The sequence below is a fragment of the Flavobacterium proteolyticum genome (genome assembly GCF_015223105.1).
In the GTDB taxonomy this organism is placed as follows: domain Bacteria; phylum Bacteroidota; class Bacteroidia; order Flavobacteriales; family Flavobacteriaceae; genus Flavobacterium; species Flavobacterium proteolyticum.
In genome coordinates this window covers 77,577-96,054 of record NZ_JADFTZ010000004.1, presented here as the reverse complement: position 1 = coordinate 96,054, position 18,478 = coordinate 77,577, and the positions used below count along the sequence as shown (strand labels likewise).

16 protein-coding genes are annotated in these 18,478 nt (G+C 31.7%); 2 read left to right on the top strand and 14 right to left on the bottom strand.

Annotated elements, in window-relative coordinates:
- Window positions 1–59: 59 nt before the first annotated feature.
- From coaE to IM755_RS09450, 11 genes are all read right to left on the bottom strand, one after another.
- Entirely contained in the window at window positions 60–647 is a 588-nt protein-coding gene (gene coaE, locus IM755_RS09500; protein ID WP_194096183.1) for a dephospho-CoA kinase, read from the bottom strand.
- A 2-nt stretch (window positions 648–649) separates the two neighbouring features.
- The gene (locus IM755_RS09495; protein WP_194096181.1) at window positions 650–1,648 is read right to left on the bottom strand and encodes a glycosyltransferase; all 999 of its coding nucleotides are present in this window, start codon (window positions 1,646–1,648) and stop codon (window positions 650–652) included.
- A 76-nt stretch (window positions 1,649–1,724) separates the two neighbouring features.
- On the bottom strand, window positions 1,725–5,489 hold the full coding sequence (locus IM755_RS09490; protein WP_194096179.1) for a T9SS-dependent choice-of-anchor J family protein: 3,765 nt from the start codon (window positions 5,487–5,489) through the stop codon (window positions 1,725–1,727).
- Window positions 5,490–5,671: 182 nt separating this feature from the next.
- Entirely contained in the window at window positions 5,672–6,862 is a 1,191-nt protein-coding gene (gene fabV, locus IM755_RS09485) for an enoyl-ACP reductase FabV (protein ID WP_194096177.1), read from the bottom strand.
- A 64-nt stretch (window positions 6,863–6,926) separates the two neighbouring features.
- The gene (recN, locus tag IM755_RS09480; RefSeq protein WP_194096175.1) at window positions 6,927–8,579 is read right to left on the bottom strand and encodes a DNA repair protein RecN; all 1,653 of its coding nucleotides are present in this window, start codon (window positions 8,577–8,579) and stop codon (window positions 6,927–6,929) included.
- A 27-nt stretch (window positions 8,580–8,606) separates the two neighbouring features.
- Window positions 8,607–9,500 carry a type IX secretion system protein PorD gene (porD, locus tag IM755_RS09475; RefSeq protein WP_194096173.1) on the bottom strand — a complete coding sequence of 298 codons (894 nt, stop codon included), beginning with the start codon at window positions 9,498–9,500 and terminating at the stop codon, window positions 8,607–8,609.
- Window positions 9,490–10,701, bottom strand: a complete 1,212-nt coding sequence (gene coaBC, locus IM755_RS09470; protein ID WP_194096171.1) for a bifunctional phosphopantothenoylcysteine decarboxylase/phosphopantothenate--cysteine ligase CoaBC — start codon at window positions 10,699–10,701, stop codon at window positions 9,490–9,492. Before coaBC ends, porD begins: the two co-directional genes overlap by 11 nt.
- A gap of 6 nt (window positions 10,702–10,707) precedes the next feature.
- Window positions 10,708–11,022, bottom strand: a complete 315-nt coding sequence (locus IM755_RS09465) for a DNA-directed RNA polymerase subunit omega (RefSeq protein ID WP_026726592.1) — start codon at window positions 11,020–11,022, stop codon at window positions 10,708–10,710.
- A gap of 9 nt (window positions 11,023–11,031) precedes the next feature.
- Window positions 11,032–11,838, bottom strand: a complete 807-nt coding sequence (locus IM755_RS09460) for an outer membrane protein assembly factor BamD (RefSeq protein ID WP_194096169.1) — start codon at window positions 11,836–11,838, stop codon at window positions 11,032–11,034.
- Between the two features lie 97 nt (window positions 11,839–11,935).
- The gene (dapA, locus tag IM755_RS09455; protein ID WP_194096167.1) at window positions 11,936–12,814 is read right to left on the bottom strand and encodes a 4-hydroxy-tetrahydrodipicolinate synthase; all 879 of its coding nucleotides are present in this window, start codon (window positions 12,812–12,814) and stop codon (window positions 11,936–11,938) included.
- Between the two features lie 3 nt (window positions 12,815–12,817).
- On the bottom strand, window positions 12,818–13,336 hold the full coding sequence (locus IM755_RS09450; RefSeq protein WP_194096165.1) for a DUF6913 domain-containing protein: 519 nt from the start codon (window positions 13,334–13,336) through the stop codon (window positions 12,818–12,820).
- Window positions 13,337–13,381: 45 nt separating this feature from the next.
- On the opposite strand from IM755_RS09450, the gene IM755_RS09445 reads away from it, so the two are divergent.
- Both IM755_RS09445 and IM755_RS09440 read left to right on the top strand, forming a co-directional pair.
- Window positions 13,382–14,170, top strand: coding sequence for a 5'-nucleotidase C-terminal domain-containing protein (locus IM755_RS09445; RefSeq protein WP_194096162.1), 789 nt, complete (start codon window positions 13,382–13,384; stop codon window positions 14,168–14,170).
- Window positions 14,171–14,180: 10 nt separating this feature from the next.
- Window positions 14,181–15,095, top strand: coding sequence for a bifunctional metallophosphatase/5'-nucleotidase (locus IM755_RS09440; protein WP_194096160.1), 915 nt, complete (start codon window positions 14,181–14,183; stop codon window positions 15,093–15,095).
- Here the strand turns inward: IM755_RS09440 and IM755_RS09435 are convergent, their stop codons facing one another.
- From IM755_RS09435 to ligA, 3 genes are read right to left on the bottom strand one after another with little or no spacing between them, the layout of a single operon-like run.
- Window positions 15,096–15,809 (bottom strand): hypothetical protein, encoded by a 714-nt coding sequence (locus tag IM755_RS09435; protein ID WP_194096158.1) that lies wholly within the window; start codon window positions 15,807–15,809, stop codon window positions 15,096–15,098. It lies immediately after the preceding gene.
- The gene (locus IM755_RS09430; RefSeq protein ID WP_194096156.1) at window positions 15,784–16,494 is read right to left on the bottom strand and encodes a hypothetical protein; all 711 of its coding nucleotides are present in this window, start codon (window positions 16,492–16,494) and stop codon (window positions 15,784–15,786) included. The genes IM755_RS09435 and IM755_RS09430 overlap by 26 nt, the downstream gene beginning before the upstream one ends.
- Window positions 16,487–18,478 carry an NAD-dependent DNA ligase LigA gene (gene ligA, locus IM755_RS09425; protein ID WP_194096154.1) on the bottom strand — a complete coding sequence of 664 codons (1,992 nt, stop codon included), beginning with the start codon at window positions 18,476–18,478 and terminating at the stop codon, window positions 16,487–16,489. The genes IM755_RS09430 and ligA overlap by 8 nt, the downstream gene beginning before the upstream one ends.

Here is an 18,478-nt window from a genome sequence, read left to right as displayed (position 1 = left end):
AACATTTTAACATTTCTTGTTAAAATACATTAACCAAAGATTAACATATAAACCTTTTTTTAAAGTTTTGCTAATATTTTAAGAATTTCATCGATTTTTAAGAAAGTATTGCTCAAATTTATATTTTCTATTATAAAATCGCTCAATTCTTTCTTTTTTGACTCAGGAAGTTGATTGTTAATTCTAACTAAAATGTCCTTTTTTGTTACATTATCACGTTTCATGGCTCTTTCTATTCTAAGTTCTTCGGGAGCAGTGATTAAAATAACTTTATCACATTGTTTATTACCACCTGTTTCAAAAAGGATGGCAACTTCTTTGATTATGTAGGGAAAATTTTCATGTTCTTTTACCCAATTTTTAAAATGGAGTTGAACTTCGGGATGTACAATTGCATTTAACTCTTTTAACTTTTCTGGGTTGTTAAAAACGAATTCGGCAATTTTTTTTCTATTAAGTGAATTATCAGGATTGAGTACCGAATCAGAAAACAAATTTTGAATTTTTTGTTTGACATCTTCTCTCTCCATAATTTTTTTGGCTTCTTCATCAGCTATGTACACCGGAATTCCCTTTGAAGCAATATAATTTGCAACAGTAGATTTTCCACTTCCAATTCCGCCTGTTAAACCAATTATTTTAGTCATATTTATTTCTTAAAAAATAACTCTGGAAATGCTTTTTGAGGCTCTTGCTTTAACACCTCAACTCTATAGTAGGAAAGAAAGAATCCTTTTCCATAACCATAAAACTGAATTAAGGCAGCCCATACCGAATATAACGCTATTTTGAGACTTTTATTGGATAGTAATGAGCTTATGAATAATAACAAAAAGTATAATCCGTAAACACCAATAAAAAAGTAAATTTTAAAAATGACCAATAACGCAGAGAATAGAAAGCCTAATAAAAATAAACTTGGAAACCAAAATGTAATTTTTTTATGCTCTGGATACCATGAATTTAAAATTGGTCGCGCTTTTCCAAATTTATTGACTTGGATTTGGAACTTTTCCCAGCTGATTCTTCGTTTATGATACACGAAGGCGTTTTTAATTAACTTCGTTTTGAAACCTAAATTCCACAATCGAATAGATAAATCAGGATCTTCTCCGGGATGAATATTTCCAAAACCATTTGATGCTTCAAATGCTTTTTTGGATAATCCCATGTTAAAACTTCGAGGTTGAAATTTATCTACTTTTTCACTTCCTCCTCTAATTCCTCCTGTAGTTAAGAAAGAAGTCATCGTGAAATTAATTGCTTTTTGAATATCGGAAAACGAATCTAATGCTGCATCTGGACCTCCAAAACAATCTACATATTCTTCATTTAAACTTTTCTCAACTTGAGATAAATAATCCGATGGTATTATACAATCAGAATCAAGAATAATAAAATAATCGCCTTGAGCAACTTTCATTCCGTAATTTCGAGAATCTCCTGGACCTGAATTTGGTTTAAAATAATAGGAAATAGTTAATTTATCAGCATACTTTTCAATTATATTCTGACAAGGAATAGTTGAACCATCTTCAACAATTACTACTTCAAAAGGAATAGTTGATGTAAACTTAGTTAAGCTTTCAAGTAATTCATCAATCTCATCTGGTCGGTTATACACCGGAACTATAAACGAAAAATACATCTTAAATTTTTTACAAATATAATAAAAGAAAAGTCCCGATAAATCGGGACTTTAATCATTAACTCAATTTAATTTATTATTGTTTAATAACTTTCAATGTTTTAACTGAGTCACCTACTGTCACATTCACAATATATGTACCAGCACTTAATTCAGACATATCAACCTGAGTTGAAGTAGCATTAATATTCTTTGAAATTACTTCCTGGCCTATCATATTGATAACTCTTACAGAAGATATTTCAGTTGTGTAAGAAATATTTATAATATCTCTAACTGGATTTGGATAAGCTAAGAAATTTGAATTATCAAAATCACTATTAGATAAAGCCACATCAACAACAATATTATCTACAAATAAATAGAATTGATCAGCTATTGAATAAGCATTAAATCCGAAATAATATACCCCTGATGTTGCTGGTGTAAAATTAACAATATTATTAACCGGAGTAGAACTATTCACGTTTGGATGATCAGCTAATAAAGTTGTCATTGCAGCAGCATTAGCTGAATTACCATAAGAAACTTTTAATTTTTCTGGGTAAGTAGTTCCGGTTCCTCCGTAATCATAAGTAATTTTATAAGTAGTTCCGCCTACTAAATTAATTCCATTTGTATAGAACCAAACATTAGCTGCATTTGAACCATTCCAAGCATAACGTAATGCCTTTGTAGTAAATCCATAGCCAGGATTGTTTTGAACAGTCCAAAGATTACCAGTTCCTACATTTTGTTGTGTTGTACAAGAAGGTAAAGCTGGCACAGTTGCCGATTCAAAATTTTGAGAATAAGGCACGTTATCTGCAACACAAGAAGTAGTAAAACTAAACGGTCCAGACCAAGTACTATAACCACCCGCACCACAATTAGCTCTTACATAAAAACTATATGTTGTATTAGGACTCAATGACGAAATTGGTTGTGTATTAGTAGCATTAGCAATTGTTGGTGTTCCAGTTGGAGTAAATCCGAAAGTTCCCCATTCTACATCCCACACAGTTGCAGTTCCTGCTTCTGTCCAACCTAAATTAGCTGAAGAAGAAGTTACAGCAGTTGCATTTAAAGCTGTTGGAGGTAAACAAGCTGGAGTTGGCAATATATTAACTAGGTAATCTTCTGTTTGTCCATATGTACTTGAAGAAGCTCCACAAGCTTGTGTATTTAGAATAGCAGCATCATCACCCCCTCTAATTCTCATTCTAGTAACTCCTAAAGTTGCACCAGCAGGCACGTTAACAACAATGTTAGCAGTTCCACCACCAGCTACACTTGTTCCTAAAGAAAATGATTCTGAAGGTTCAAAAGTTAGGTTTTGATTAAAATCAACCCAAACTCTACTATATTGAGTCCCATCTGTACCCATTGTAACAGCAACTGTTGAATTTAAACCCGCAGTTAATGTAGGAATAGCGATTGGAGCTGGTTGTTGTGTAGTAAAATCTTCATAATAAGGTGTAACATTACCAGTTGATGCGTTAGACCAAGAACCAATTACCACATTAGTAATATTATCTCCAGTTCCACCATTTGTGTAAGTAGGAATACAAAAACATCCATTTAAGCTTGTTGTGAAAGAGACCTCAGAACAACCTGTAGCTGGCCCAACACCATTATAAGGTGAAATTGTAAAATAATAAGTTGTATTAGCATTTCCACTGAAAGAATAAGACAATACGTTTCCTAAATTAACATTATTTGCAACGTTATTTCCTCCAGTCGTTGTGCCAATAGTTATATTGTAACCATCAGCTCCTGCAACTGCATCCCAAGTAATAGCGTTTGCAAAATTACCACATGTTGCATTAGGTGTTGCTACAACATTAGTTGCACAAGCTGGTACTGACGCCGGAGTTAATCTTACTTCAAAATTATCTACAAAGAAATCCACATCAGCTCCACCATCAGCAGCACCTTCTACTCCTCTAAAAGCAAAACGAACATCTAAACCCGCATATGCATTAAGATTAATCACATTTGTTGCTCCAGTTGGTGCTGGAACATTCGTATTATTGTATGTGTATAAAACTGTCCAGTTATTTAAACCAGATGTTGATATCAAGACTTGAACAAAATCATCAGCCTCCCATGGTGTTGTTGGAGCACCTGTTCCATTCCATTGAGTAACAGCAGCATCAAATTTCAATTCGTATCCAGCTGCTGGTATATTAACAATTGGAGAAATAACCCAATCATTGTCACCAGTAAAGTCTATATTAATCTTAAATGCTCCTGTACCACTTGTATTACCAAAACCATCAGCGGCCCAACTTGAAGTACCAAATGTATCTGGACCCGTTGTTAGGTTTCCGTTATCAGCAGCTTGCCAACAAGATGGTAAAAAAGTACTAAACGTTTCTAAATGAGGCACAGATAATGCATCACATGTTGTAAAGTTAATTTCTGTACAGCCTGTCGCTTGACCAAAAGTATTATAAGGAAAAACGGTTACGTAATATGTTGATCCAGGATCTGTAGGAAATGAATATGATAAAACATTACCAACATCAAAATTATTTAAAACATCTGTTGCACCTGATGAAGATCCAACACTTATTCTGTAACCAGTAGCATCTAAATCACTAGCCCATGTTACAATTGAATTCATTACATTAATAGCACCAGTAGTTGGCGAAGTAATAGCAACACAACTAGGAGCAACAGCAGGAATATCTTCAACTGTTACATCATCAATGTATATTCTCCATCCATCAAGACCTCCAGAAGGAACATGCCATGCAAAATATACATCACCAGAAACACCACTCAAATCTAAAGCCATAGTTTCTGGTGTAGTGTTAGAATAACTTGCCAAAGATGCTAATTCAGTAGTGAAATTAGCAGGAGCATTTCCAGTTGTTGATAACAACACTCTAAAATCATTAGGCTCAAAAGAACTTTGAACTTTGTATTTAAAAACTAATCTTTGATTACCAGATAAAGTAATACGAGGAGAAATCAACCAATCGTCATTTGCTCCACCATTAAAGTCAGTATATATGTTTGCAGATTGATCACCCGTGATTGGTGAATTAGAGTAATTTGTATTCCAAGAATCACCATCACCATTTACATTTAAAACAGACCAACAAGATTCTGAAGAAGATGTAGAATCAAAAGTTTCTAAGAAAGGAACTGTAAAAACATCACATGTCGTAAAGTTACTCTCAACACATCCTGTTGCTGCACCATTTAAGTTGTAAGGAAAAACCGTAACATAATAAGTTGAACCTCCTACTAGACCAGTTAATGAATAAGAAAGTACATTACCTACATCAAAATTATTTAAAACATCTGTAGCGCTAGGTGAAGATCCAACACTTAGCCTATAACCTGTTGCACCACCTGAAGCAGCTGGCCATGACACAACACTTGAGCTCACATTAATAGCTCCATTTACTGGAGACGACACTGTCACACAAGATGGTGGTGTCATAGGCACAAAAGTAGCCTCTACACCTATTGTTATAGTTACTCCATCTGAGTAAACATCATCATCATGTGAAGTAATTGTTAAAGTAGTGAACCCTGTTATGTCTAAATTATTGAAAGCTGCCGCACAACCTGTAATAATTGGTCCACCATCAATTGATAAATCAAAGCCATACCAACTCGAACCATCAGCAGTACAAAAACCAGAAGTTAAACTTCCTGCTGGATTTATTAATCTTAAACTAGTTAATGGATTAGCTCCATAACAAGTTATGTCTGCCGCATTAATTGTTAAAACTGTTGGGTCATCGTCTTGTCCTGTAGCTGTAAATGTTTGGCTACACGTTTGTGCATTTAATTGCCAACAGGTTAAAAGAGCGAAAAACAACCATAAAGTAATTTTTTTCATGTATTTATATTTTAAGTTATGTTAAAACAAATTTAATGATTTAATTATACCTCAAAAGTTAAAAAAAAAATCAAAAAAACTATACGAAAAAAAAATCGACGAAAAACAAAAAAAACCGATAAAAACAATAAAACCCTAACTAAGTCAGGGTTTTATAACAATTTTTATGTAAAATGTGTTAATTATTTAATACTTGGCACCATTACCATTTCATTAGTATCCGCTTCGTAATCAACACCGTCAAATCCAAACCCAAATAAATTTAAGAAATCTTGCTTATATCCTGCTAAATCTCCTAGTTCTACTAAAGTTTCTGTAGTTGATTCTCCCCAAAGTTTAGCAATTTTTTCTTGAACATCAGTTCTCATTTCCCAATCATCGATACGGATTCTTCCTTTATCGTCCGTTGGAACTGCATTTCCAGTGTACAATCTATCCGCATACAAACGTTGGATTTGCTCAATACAACCTTCATGAATTCCTTCAGCTTTCATTATTTTGTATAGCAATGAAATATATAATGGAATTACAGGAATTGCCGAACTTGCCTGAGTTACTAACGCTTTGTTTACTGAAACATATCCTTTTCCATTAATATCTTTTAACTTCTCTGTAATTTCAAAAGCTGTTGCTTCTAAATGATCTTTTGCTCTTCCGATAGTTCCTTTTCTGTAAACTGCTTCAGTTACCTCAGGTCCTATGTAAGAATAAGCAATTGTAGTTGCTCTTTCTGCTAAAACTCCTGCACCTTTTAAAGCATCCATCCACATTGACCAGTCTTCACCACCCATTACAACAACTGTGTTTGCAATATCTTCTTCGTTAGCTGGTTCGATTGAAACACTAGTTACATTTCCTGTATGAAAATCAACTGTCTTATTAGTAAAAGTACTTCCAATTGGTTTTAAAGTTGAACGATGTAGAACACCAGTTACTGGATGTTGACGCACTGGAGAAGCTAAACTATAGATGATTAAATCAACCTGACCTAAATCCGCCTTAATCATATCGATAGTTTGTTGTTTTACTTCGTTTGAGAATGCATCACCATTGATACTTTTTGCATACAATCCTGCTTTTTGAGCTTCCACTTCAAAAGCGGCTGAATTGTACCATCCTGGAGAAGCTGTTTTGCCTTCTGAAGGTTCTTTTTCAAAAAACACACCAATAGTTGCTGCATCAGAACCAAAAGCACTTGTAATTCTTGAAGCCAAACCAAAACCTGTTGAAGCTCCAATTACTAAAACTCTCTTTGGTCCGTTGATTTTTCCTTTCGATTTTACATATTCAATTTGATTTTTTACATTTTGTTCACAACCTTTTGGATGAGCTGTCAAACAAATAAATCCTCGCATTCTTGGTTCAATAATCATCTTATTCTATTTTTATAATTGGTTTGTTCTCGTTTAAAATAGTAAGCAAAAGTACTTTAAAAAATTAATTCAACAAAGCTTTTGCGTGTTGTAAAGCCGAATCGGTAATATCTTTTCCGGATAACATTTCGGCTATTTGTTGGATTCTTTCTTCTGATGTTAACAAATTTAATTCTGAAATTGTAGTTTCACCTACATTTCGTTTTGAAACCTTGTAATGAGAATTTCCTTTAGCTGCAATTTGTGGTAAATGCGTAATGGCAAATACTTGCATAGAAGCACTCATATCTTTCATTATTTCACCCATTTTAATGGCAATTTCTCCCGAAACACCTGTGTCAATCTCATCAAAAATGATGGTTGGTAGTTTGGAATAATTCGCTAAAATGGCTTTTATTGCCAACATGATTCGCGACATTTCTCCTCCTGAAGCTACTTTTTTTAACAAACCAAAACTCGTTCCTTTATTTGCCGAGAATAGTAAAACCACTTCATCTTTTCCTTTTGTATTATAAGAATCGGTATGATTGATTTCGATTTGAAAATTAGCTTCCAACATTCCTAGTTGTGATAAAATTGCTTTAATTTTTTCAATTAAAATTGGAGCGGTTTTCTTTCTGTTTTCAGAAATCGATTTTGCTATTTCATCAACTTTTTGTTGTTTCGAATTTAATTCAGATTGTAATTTATTAATGGTACCATCCAAATCATCAACACGAATAACTTTTGCATCCAACTCGTTTTGAATTACCAACAATTCGGAAATCGTTTGCACTTGATGTTTCTTCTGTAAATTATAGATGGTTTGTAGTTTTGTATTTACCAATTCTAATCGCTCAGGATCGGCTAAAATCTTTTCATTACTTTGTTCGCATTCCGAAATAATATCTTCAATTTCGAGTAAACTACTCGTCAAACGTTCTAATAATTGTGCATTTGAATTAGAAAAAGCAGCCACTTTTTGAAGTGCAAATTTGATTTCCTTCAAGTTTACAATAGCTCCTACTTGCTCTTCATTGGCAATAGCTAATATTCGGTCGAAATTTTCTTTTATAAACTCAACATTGCTAAGTTGTTCTAACTCTTGCTCTAATGATTCTTGTTCGCCTTCAACTAAATTGGCAGCTAAAAGTTCGTTTAGTAAAAAAGAATTGTATTCATATTCTTTAATTAAAGCTTCTTTTTCAGAAACGAATTGTTTCAACTCCTTTTGAGTCAATTTGAAATCAGCTAATGAATTCTTATATGAATTTACGAATTCTCCATTATTGGCAACCGCATCTAAAATATCTATTTGGTAGTTTTCTTCTGTAAGTTCTCTGGTTTGATGTTGGGAATGAATATCTAACAACATCGCACCTAATTCTTGCAATTCTTGAAGATTTACTGGACTATCATTTACAAAAGCACGCGATTTTCCAGAAGGTAAAATTTCTCTTCTAATGATGGTTTTATCTTCATAATCCATGTCATTATCCTCAAAAAAAGATTGAAGATTATAATTAGAAATAGCAAATTGTGCTTCGATAATGCATTTTTGCTCTTTATCTTTTAAAGAAGTTAAATCGGCTCTATTTCCTAAAACCAAACCTAAAGCACCAAGAAGAATTGATTTTCCGGCACCTGTTTCTCCTGTAATAACAGAAAACTGATTGGAAAAATCAGTTTCAAGCGATTCGATTAACGCATAATTTTTTATGGAAAGTGAAAGCAACATAAGTTAAATATTCATTAAGCGATTGAACTACCTTATTTTATTCCACTTTTGAGAATTAAGAGGAGAAATTCTATTTAAAGTTTCTAGTAATTTAGTGTTATTAGTTTGTGGTCCACCAGAGAAAATAGAAACTAATTCATCTCCTTTAGCATCAAAAAATGTTCGGACTAACAATGAATTTGGTCTAGTTTTTTGAATTTCCGCAAGTATTTCAATTGAATTTGCAATATTTTCTTTTCCTTTTTTTACATCGTCACTCATGATGTCTAAACCTTGTCTATGATACTCATAAAGGGTTTTTCTAAAAGGGGCAAAAGTGGTTGATAACATATCAGAAATTAAAAAATAACGATTGTTATTATTTCCTTCAGACTGTGACCATCCTTTATATCCACTAGATTGAGCTAAGTTAACAATATTTGAAGCTACTTCTAAATATTTTGAACCACCATTTAAAGCAAAAGAATCCATATCCATTCCAATAATCATATTAGAATAAAATGCTAACACAGAAACCAAGTTGGAATTAAACGAGTTTTGATCGTAAATCATAGTTTCAAATTCGATAAATCGAAAAGTGAAATTTTTGTCGTTTATGTTTAAAATTGGCGTTACTAAAGTAGAGTTTAGAACTGGCCTTGAAGATTGTACTTGTAATGTTGCTTCAAAAACATTAGAGCCGTAGGATGTTACATTGATAAAGAAGTTACATTCTATTTTTTCTACATCAGTATATTCTTTAGTAGTCCATTTTGTGGTATTCAAAAATTCTTTAACCTGAGTTTCAAGATTTTTAAAAAGTTGTGGGTTACCATTCGCTACTTGTTGGTAATTAACAGATACCGTTGCTTTTAGTTCTTGTGAAAACACATTAACTAATGAAAACAAGAAAACCACTACTAGTAATACTTTACGCATCATAAAATTGAATTACTTTATTAATAATATCTTGAGCTACTTCTTCTTTAGATTTTAATTCTTTAGGTTCAATAGTAAAATCTTTTGAGATAAAAGTTACTTTGTTAGTTGGCATTCCAAAACCAGCTCCTTTATCATTTAAAGAATTTAAAACTATCAAATCTAAGTTTTTTTTCTGGATTTTTTGCTTTGCATGTTCAATTTCATTCTCAGTTTCTAATGCAAATCCAATTAAGAATTGATTTTCCTTTTGTTCACCTAAAGAAGCTAAAATATCTTTTGTTTTTTCTAGCTCTATAGAGAACGTTGCTTCATTCTTTTTTATTTTCTGTTCGGCAACATTTTTTGGTCGATAATCTGCAACAGCTGCTGCTGCAATAGCGACATCAACGCTATTATAAAATTCATGACAAGCATCGTACATTTCTTGTGCCGATGTTACTCGAATTAATTTAATAGCTGAATTTTGTACATTCAGATGTGTTGGTCCAGTTACTAGAATAACTTCTGCTCCTTTATTTGCCGCTTCATTTGCAATATCAAATCCCATTTTACCTGAAGAATGATTTCCAATAAAACGCACAGGGTCAATAGCTTCATAGGTTGGACCAGCGGTAATTAAAATTTTCTTTCCTTTAAGTGGTAATTTTTCTAGTAAATCACGTTCCAGAAACGAAAAAATATTTTCAGGTTCTGCCATTCTTCCTTCACCAGACAAACCACTTGCTAATTCTCCACTTTCAGCAGGAATTATAATATTTCCAAATGATTTTAACTTGTGAAAACTATCCAAAGTAGAAGGATGTTTGTACATATCCAAATCCATTGCAGGTGCGAAATAGACAGGACATTTAGCAGAGAGATAAGTTGCAATTAATAAATTATCGCAATTTCCATTTGCCATTTTAGAAAGGGTATTTGCTGTAGCTGGAGCCACAAGCATTAAATCAGCCCATAATCCTAATTCTACGTGATTATTCCATTCCCCATTTCCTTCTTCTTCGTTGTAGAAAGTAGAATAAACTGGGTTCTTGGAAAGGGTTGCCAAAGTAAGTGGCGTAACAAAATGCAAAGAAGCAGGCGACATTACAACTTGTACTTGTGCGCCTGCTTTTATGAATAATCTAACCAAGTTGGCTGTTTTATAAGCAGCTATACCACCAGATATACCTAGCAAGATTTTTTTACCGCTTAAAACAGACATATTGATTTATTTAGCTTCTCTGTAATAGATTTTCCCCTCTTCCCACTCTTGTACAGCTAAAGCATGTGGCTTAGGTAATTTTTCATAGAATTTTGAAACTTCAATTTGCTCTTTGTTTTCAAAAACTTCCTCTAAACTATCGTTATATGTAGCAAACTCTTCTAATTTTTCAATCAATTCTTTTTTAATTTCAGTATTGATTTGGTTAGCACGTTTTGCCATGATAGTAATCGCTTCATAAATGTTTCCAGTAGGCTCTTCTAATTTACTTTTGTTGTAAGTAATAGTGTTTACAGGAGCATTTGTTTTCTTTAAATCCATGATTTACTTTTATTTAGAAAATTGTTTTAATTCTTGTTCAATATCGGCCAATATTTTATCAGCTTCTTCTTTAAATTTTGTATTAGGCTTAAATTTAATCAAACTATTGTATAATGATTTAGCAGCATTGTAACGTTCAGCTTTTTTTAAATCGATACTATTTTTAGCAAAACGATATGCAGTATCAAATCTCAAAAACATAGCTTCTTCCTTGTAAGGTGTACCTGGATAGTCTGCAATGAAATTTTCCAAACTCTTTAGAGCGGCATTATACTCTAATCGATAATCTGCAATTTTATGATATTGCTTCGCTATTTCAAACGCTTTCTTTTCTTGTTTTTCTCTTAAATCTTTAACATATCCATTTGCGGTAGCGATGTACTGAGATTCAGGATAATTATCTATGAATCTTTGCATCTTATCTAATGCCTTTTCAGTATCCGACTGATCCAAACTATACGCTGGTGACAATTTATAAAAACACTCAGCCGCTAAAAAACTTGCTTCTTCTCTTTTATCACTTTTTGGATATGAAACAACATAATTTTCAAATTGATATCCAGCTAAATAATATTGTTTGGTATTATATAACGCTTTTGAATAATTATAAAAAAAAGCTTCTGATGTTGGTTTCCCTTTATATGCTGGTGCTACTTGCTCATATAAACGAAGTGATTTTTCATATTTACCCCTTTCATACATTCTATTAGCAACAGCAGCTTTCAAATCAACATCATCTGATTTTAAAGCCTTTTGATAAGGACTACATGACACCAATAAAATGGTAAGAATAAGGAAACTAAAAAATTTATTCATTTGGCTTTATATTTTTTCTTTATAAACATCAATAAGATGTCACCTAAAAAGCAACTGCAAATTTAGGCATTATTTAATTACTATAAAAATCTTTTTTTTAACTTAATTTTCTTGTAAAATTATGCAATCTTGTAGCTAAATCTTCATTTACGTTTACAAGTGGCAATCGAACTGTATTCTCCGATAATCCTAATGCTTTAAAGACTTCTTTAATTCCTCCAGGATTTCCTTGTTCGAAAATCATATCGATACTATCTGCTAATAAATAGTGTAATTTATACGCTTCATCTACTTTTCTTTGCAATCCTAAACGCACCATTTCGGAGAATTCTTTTGGAAAACCTTCTCCAATTACCGAAATCACACCTGCTCCACCGGCTAAAACCATTGGTAAAGTAATCATATCATCGCCAGAAATTACTAAAAATCCTTCTGGTTTTGTTTGAATTAATTTCATTGCTTGTACAATATCGCCAGCCGCTTCTTTAATTCCGATTACATTTTTGAAATCATTTGCAATTCGAATTGCAGTTGATGGCAACATGTTACTTGCTGTTCTTCCAGGCACGTTATACAAAATAACTGGAATAGGAGACGCTTCTGCAACTGCTTTGAAATGTTGGTAAATACCTTCTTGCGTTGGTTTGTTGTAATATGGTGAAACTGATAAAATTGCTGAGAAATGAGAAAAATCTCTTGTTTTCAATTCTTCAACTACTTTGTGCGTATTATTTCCGCCAACTCCTAAAACTAAAGGTAATCTTCCTGCATTAGCTTTTATAATCGTATCGATAACTAATTCTTTTTCATCCTGTGATAACGTTGCTGATTCTGCTGTAGTTCCTAAAACTACTAAATACTCTACTCCTCCTTCAATTACATGATTTACAATTCGAGTTAAAGCATCAACATCAACCGAAAAATCTTTTTTAAATGGTGTAACTAAAGCAACACCTGTACCAATAAATGATTGCATTTTTTATATTTTATTTAAAATTTTCAAATATTTAAACAACTCTAAAACAAACTCATTAAAATCTTCAACAAGCGTTTTTATGATAAAATGATTCACTCGTTTGTCAACCGTATCAAATCCTACTTTAAATTTAGCCTTTGATTTTGTTGACAACAGTAACAATCCACTTTTATTAACGTCGTAATAATTAATTAATAAATCAAACGATGTATTAATAAAGTCGTTCACTTCTTTTTTATCAATTTCTCCTGAAATCGAAATATTTTTTAAAGACAAAAAAGGTTCGTTTATTACTTCTTTCTTTTTAATTTTATCTTTATAAACTAAGATAGAAATATTACTTTCTTGAATTCCCTGTGAAACAATTCGCTCCACTAATTGACTAGTTTCATTGAAATATGTTTCGTCTACTAAAACTCCAACCGTCAACACTTTATCGTTTGAACCTAACGAATTTTGAGTTGCTAATCGCTTAATAACATTTTTTTTAAGAAAAAAGTTCTTTATAATATTATAAAACATAGTATTTTTACCTATTCGACAAAATTAAAAATTTAAGCTTTTGTTATGTATGTAAATGTAAAAAAGAATACGATATCTTTTGGTTTTTTTGTTATATTATTAACATTTAATCTCTTTATATCTTGTAAATCTACCTATTCCTATCAAACTACTAAAATTGAAGGAAAAAAAATAGGTGTTACCAATGAAAAAGGCGAAAACGAAGCCATTGCGACTTATGTAAAACCATACAGTGATAACATCAATAAAGATTTAAACAGCGTATTAGCTTACTGTCCAGAAACACAAGACAAAAGCAAGGGAATATGGCAATCGAATATCGGAAATTTATTAGCCGAAATTACTTTCGAACTTGGAAATCCGGTTTTTCAGAAAAGTGAAAATAAAACAATTGATGTTTGTTTGCTTAATCACGGCGGTATCAGAGCTGTAATTCCAAAAGGTGATGTAACTACAAGAACAGCTTTTGAAGTTATGCCATTTGAAAATAGTTTAATTATAGTTGGTCTTACTGGAAAAGAAATCAAAACGTTAGCCGAATACATTATAAAAGAAAAGAAACCACATCCGTTATACGGAATGAAAATTTACATTGATAAGTCAACTTCAGTAATTAATAAGATTGAAATCAACAATCAACCATTGGATGAAAATCGAATCTATTATGTAGGCACTTCTGATTATTTGGCAAATGGAGGCGATAATATGACGTTTTTTAAAGAAAGTAAAATCAAATTTGACATGGAATACAAGCTTAGAAATATGATGATTGATTATTTCAAGAAAGTAGACACAATTCCGAATATTACAACAGAAAAAATAATTTTAGAATAAACTTAGGGCTATGAAGAGAAGAGATTTTATCCAAAAAACAGCTGCGAGTTCGGCTTTACTTGGTTTATCAGGAGTGAGTTTAAGTAGTTTTTCTACTGTTGACACCAAAAAAATCACCATTTTACATACGAATGATACGCACAGTCATATCGATCCATTTCCAGCTGACCATCCAAAAAATCCAAATATGGGTGGCGCTGCCAGAAGAGCTGCTATCATTGAAAGCATCCGAAAAGAAGAAAAAAATGTGCTTTTATTAGATGCTGGTGATATTTTTCAAGGAACTCCATACTTCAATTATTATGGTGGCGAATTGGAATTCAAACTAATGAGTATGATGCAATACGATTTAGCGACGATGGGAAATCACGATTTTGATAACGGAATTGATGGTTTTTATGCTCAATTACCTCATGCAAAGTTCGATTTTGTATCTGCTAATTACGATTTTAAAAACACCGTTTTGAATGGTATTGTAAAACCTTATAAAATCATTTTTAAAGACGGGATTAAGATTGGAATTTTCGGATTAGGCGTTCAATTAGACGGACTTGTTGACAAGAAACTTTACAAAGAAACGGTTTACAACAATCCAATTGAAGTAGCACAAGACATGACGCGAATTCTAAAAGAAGAAAAGAAATGTGATTTGGTAATTTGCTTATCACATTTAGGATTCAAATACAAAGACGAACCTGAAAAACCTAGCGATATCATTTTGGCACAAAAAACAAAAAATATCGATTTAATTATTGGTGGTCACACGCATACTTTCTTAGACAAACCCTTTATTGAAAAAAATAGTGAAGGAAAAGAAGTTTTGATTAATCAAGTAGGATGTTTTGGAGTAAATTTAGGACGAATTGATTTCTACTTATCTAACGATAAATTGCATCACAATCAAACAAAGAATATTATTGTGTAATTACTTTTCTCTGTGTAATAAATATTTCAGAAGAAAATAATAGGTTGGAATTTCGATGATACAAGAAATGTAAATAAACGAGTCATTTTTACTGTAATATTTATTTAATGTAATAAAAACATCCGAAAAAAACAAACAAATTATTGTTAACAATAAAAATCGGGAAGCAATAGATTTAAATCGTAAGGCATTGTAAATACTTAATAACAAAACTAATAAAAACATTACAATATATCCAATTACCACAAAAAACTCTTTGAATTCGATATTTAAATACACACTTAATATTTTATACAAAACAATCAAAAAGAAATAAACTGTTGTAAAATATTTAAAATTTTCTTTTAAAAAGTAATTTCTTTTAAGGATTCTAGAATCAGCCACAACATAATCAAATAAAATTCCGATAGCAATTAAATATAAAAAAGTTGAAATAACTTTAATATCTCTTTCTTCCAATAAAACTAAGTTATCTGCCAAGAAAATAACTAAGAACAAAAATAAGTTAAGATATATTCTCGTTGATTTTGTAATAAAAAAATAGGCAAAAGCTATACTCGGAACAATAATAGGTTTAAAAATTAATGCAATGTCTGCATCATCATAAATCCTATAAAAAAACAAATAACATAAATATGCTATAAAGTAAACATATAACGCTGCACTTGCTCTACCATCAATATCTTTTTCAGTTTTGAATATTTCTTTTACCATAGAGCTTAAATTTAGTTCTGTAAATAAAATAACTTATATAGCAGAAGAACGAAAGTTCTTGAGTACTAACATTTATAATTTTTAAAGCTATTAAATCTGGAAGTTTTTTATGAAAAACAAAAAACAAATCAGACATAATGAAACTAATTACCATTAAACCTGAATATAAAATAGTTCGATTTGTAAAATTTATTTGCATCACAAAAGTCAAAACCCCCATAAATAAGAGGGAAACACCATATAATGCATATATAAAAAACTCAAAATTATCCTCTTCAAAAACCATCATTAATACATTAAAAAAAAGATAAACTAATAGCATTAGAATGATATAGAATGAAAAAGTATTCAGATTTATTTTACCTTTTTTTAAATAATAAATCAAATCTTGAACAAGAAAAAACAGTATGATAAAATAGGGAATTAATAGAAAAATAAGTCCAGAAACATAAAACTCATCTTTACTGATTAAATGCAAAATTTCACCAATAAAAAAAGATAATACAGAAAAAGAAAACAAGTAATCAATTTTACCTCTTACACTTATATAATAAAAATAATAAATCGACGGGATAATTATTGGCTTACTAAAAAGTTCTAAATTATCACTATCTATAAATACCGCTATTATATAAATTACAAATGCAGTAAAATAAAGTATTAACGCCGAATTTACTTTAATCATCTATCATGTGTTTGAAATCAATTTCAGAAATTATAGCAATTTTTAGTTGATTCGCTTTTTCAAGTTTCGAAGGCCCCATATTATCTCCTGCAATTACATAATCGGTTTTTGATGAAATAGAACTTCCAACTTTTCCGCCATTATCTTCAATGGATTTTTTCAGTTCGTCTCTCGAATAAATTTCAAAAACTCCTGATACTACAAAGGTTTTTCCTTTTAACTTTTCAGAAAGTAAAACATCATCTTCACCTGATTCTAATTGTACTCCATAACTCTTAAGCCTATCAATAATACGAATATTTTCTTGATTTTCAAAGAATTGCACGACACTCTGTGCGATTTTATCGCCAATCTCATCAACTAAGATCAAATCCATCATACTCGCTTGTGCAATTGCATCAATTGATTTGTAATGTTTTGCTAGTTTTTTCGCAACTGTTTCACCTACATATCGAATTCCCAAAGCATATAAAACACGTTCAAAAGGAATAGTTTTCGATTTTTCAATTCCATTGATTAAATTCTCAGCTGATTTTTCAGCCATTCGTTCCAACGGAATGATTTGCTCTTTTTTCAGTTCGAACAAATCAGCATAATTGGTAACCAAACCAGCATTGAATAACAAAGCAACAGTTTCTCCGCCCAAACCATCAATATCCATGGCTTTTCGAGTAATGAAATGTTGAATTCTTCCTATAATTTGTGGTGGACAACCATAAAAATTTGGACAAAAATGATTCGCCTCACCTTCACTTCTAACTAATTCTGTTTGACATTCCGGACAATGTGTGATGTATTTTGTCGGTTCCGCTTGATTTCCTCTTTTGGCAACCGCAATAATCTTTGGAATAATTTCACCACCTTTTTCTACAAAAACTTCATCTCCAATTCGGATATCTAATTTTTCAATTTGGTCAGCATTATGCAATGAAGCACGTTTTACAATTGTTCCTGCCAATTGCACTGGTTCTAAATTCGCGACAGGTGTAATCGCTCCTGTTCGCCCAACTTGGTACGAAATCGAATTTAATTTAGTAGTTACTTGTTCGGCTTTAAACTTATATGCCATCGCCCAACGCGGTGATTTTGCCGTATAACCTAATTCATCTTGATGCTGTAAATTATTGACTTTAATTACCACTCCATCTGTCTCATAAGGTAAATCATGACGATGTTTGTCCCAATAATTGATGTATTCAAAAACTTCGTTTAGATTTTTAGCTAATTTAGATTGTGTTGGTACTTTAAATCCCCAATCTCTTGCTTTTTGTAAGCCTTCAAATTGGGTTTTAAATGGTAAATTATTTCCAATTACAAAGTACAATAAACAGTCTAATGGACGTTTGGCAACTTCAGCACTGTCTTGTAATTTTAAACTTCCTGAAGCGGTATTTCTTGGATTTGAATAAGGAGTTTCGCCAATTTCAATTAATTCTTGATTCATTTTTTCAAATCCGGCAAACGGCAAAATGATTTCTCCTCGAATGTCAAATTTTTCAGGAAAATCACCTTTTAAATGAATTGGAACTGCTTTTATAGTTTTGATATTATTGGTTACATCATCGCCTTGAAAACCATCGCCACGTGTAACTGCACGAACTAAACGACCATTTTCGTAACTAATACTAATTGATGCTCCGTCGTATTTTAATTCGCAAGTATATTCTAATGGAACATCGCCTAACACCTTTTGAATTCGGGTTTCCCAATCTTGTAAATCTTCTATGGAATACGAATTATCCAACGAATACATGCGATATTCATGTTTCACTGTTTCAAAATTCTTCGTAATCATTCCTCCTACTCGTTGAGTTGGGGAATTTTCATCAAAAAATTCGGGATGTAGTGCTTCTAAATCTTGTAATTGTTTTAGCTTTTGATCAAATTCAAAATCAGAAATTGTTGGTTTATCCAACACATAATAGTTGTAATTATGCTGATTTAATTCGTCTCTTAAACTTTTAATAGTATCTAAAACGCTCAT

Bases quoted from the DNA above. Each gene is read 5' to 3' on its own strand.
- coaE (WP_194096183.1), bottom strand. From the start codon at position 647: ATGACTAAAATAATTGGTTTAACAGGCGGAATTGGAAGTGGAAAATCT.
- IM755_RS09495 (WP_194096181.1), bottom strand. From the start codon at position 1,648: ATGTATTTTTCGTTTATAGTTCCGGTGTATAACCGACCAGATGAGATT.
- IM755_RS09490 (WP_194096179.1), bottom strand. From the start codon at position 5,489: ATGAAAAAAATTACTTTATGGTTGTTTTTCGCTCTTTTAACCTGTTGG.
- fabV (WP_194096177.1), bottom strand. From the start codon at position 6,862: ATGATTATTGAACCAAGAATGCGAGGATTTATTTGTTTGACAGCTCAT.
- recN (WP_194096175.1), bottom strand. From the start codon at position 8,579: ATGTTGCTTTCACTTTCCATAAAAAATTATGCGTTAATCGAATCGCTT.
- porD (WP_194096173.1), bottom strand. From the start codon at position 9,500: ATGATGCGTAAAGTATTACTAGTAGTGGTTTTCTTGTTTTCATTAGTT.
- coaBC (WP_194096171.1), bottom strand. From the start codon at position 10,701: ATGTCTGTTTTAAGCGGTAAAAAAATCTTGCTAGGTATATCTGGTGGT.
- IM755_RS09465 (WP_026726592.1), bottom strand. From the start codon at position 11,022: ATGGATTTAAAGAAAACAAATGCTCCTGTAAACACTATTACTTACAAC.
- IM755_RS09460 (WP_194096169.1), bottom strand. From the start codon at position 11,838: ATGAATAAATTTTTTAGTTTCCTTATTCTTACCATTTTATTGGTGTCA.
- dapA (WP_194096167.1), bottom strand. From the start codon at position 12,814: ATGCAATCATTTATTGGTACAGGTGTTGCTTTAGTTACACCATTTAAA.
- IM755_RS09450 (WP_194096165.1), bottom strand. From the start codon at position 13,336: ATGTTTTATAATATTATAAAGAACTTTTTTCTTAAAAAAAATGTTATT.
- IM755_RS09445 (WP_194096162.1), top strand. From the start codon at position 13,382: ATGTATGTAAATGTAAAAAAGAATACGATATCTTTTGGTTTTTTTGTT.
- IM755_RS09440 (WP_194096160.1), top strand. From the start codon at position 14,181: ATGAAGAGAAGAGATTTTATCCAAAAAACAGCTGCGAGTTCGGCTTTA.
- IM755_RS09435 (WP_194096158.1), bottom strand. From the start codon at position 15,809: ATGGTAAAAGAAATATTCAAAACTGAAAAAGATATTGATGGTAGAGCA.
- IM755_RS09430 (WP_194096156.1), bottom strand. From the start codon at position 16,494: ATGATTAAAGTAAATTCGGCGTTAATACTTTATTTTACTGCATTTGTA.
- ligA (WP_194096154.1), bottom strand. From the start codon at position 18,478: ATGAGCGTTTTAGATACTATTAAAAGTTTAAGAGACGAATTAAATCAG.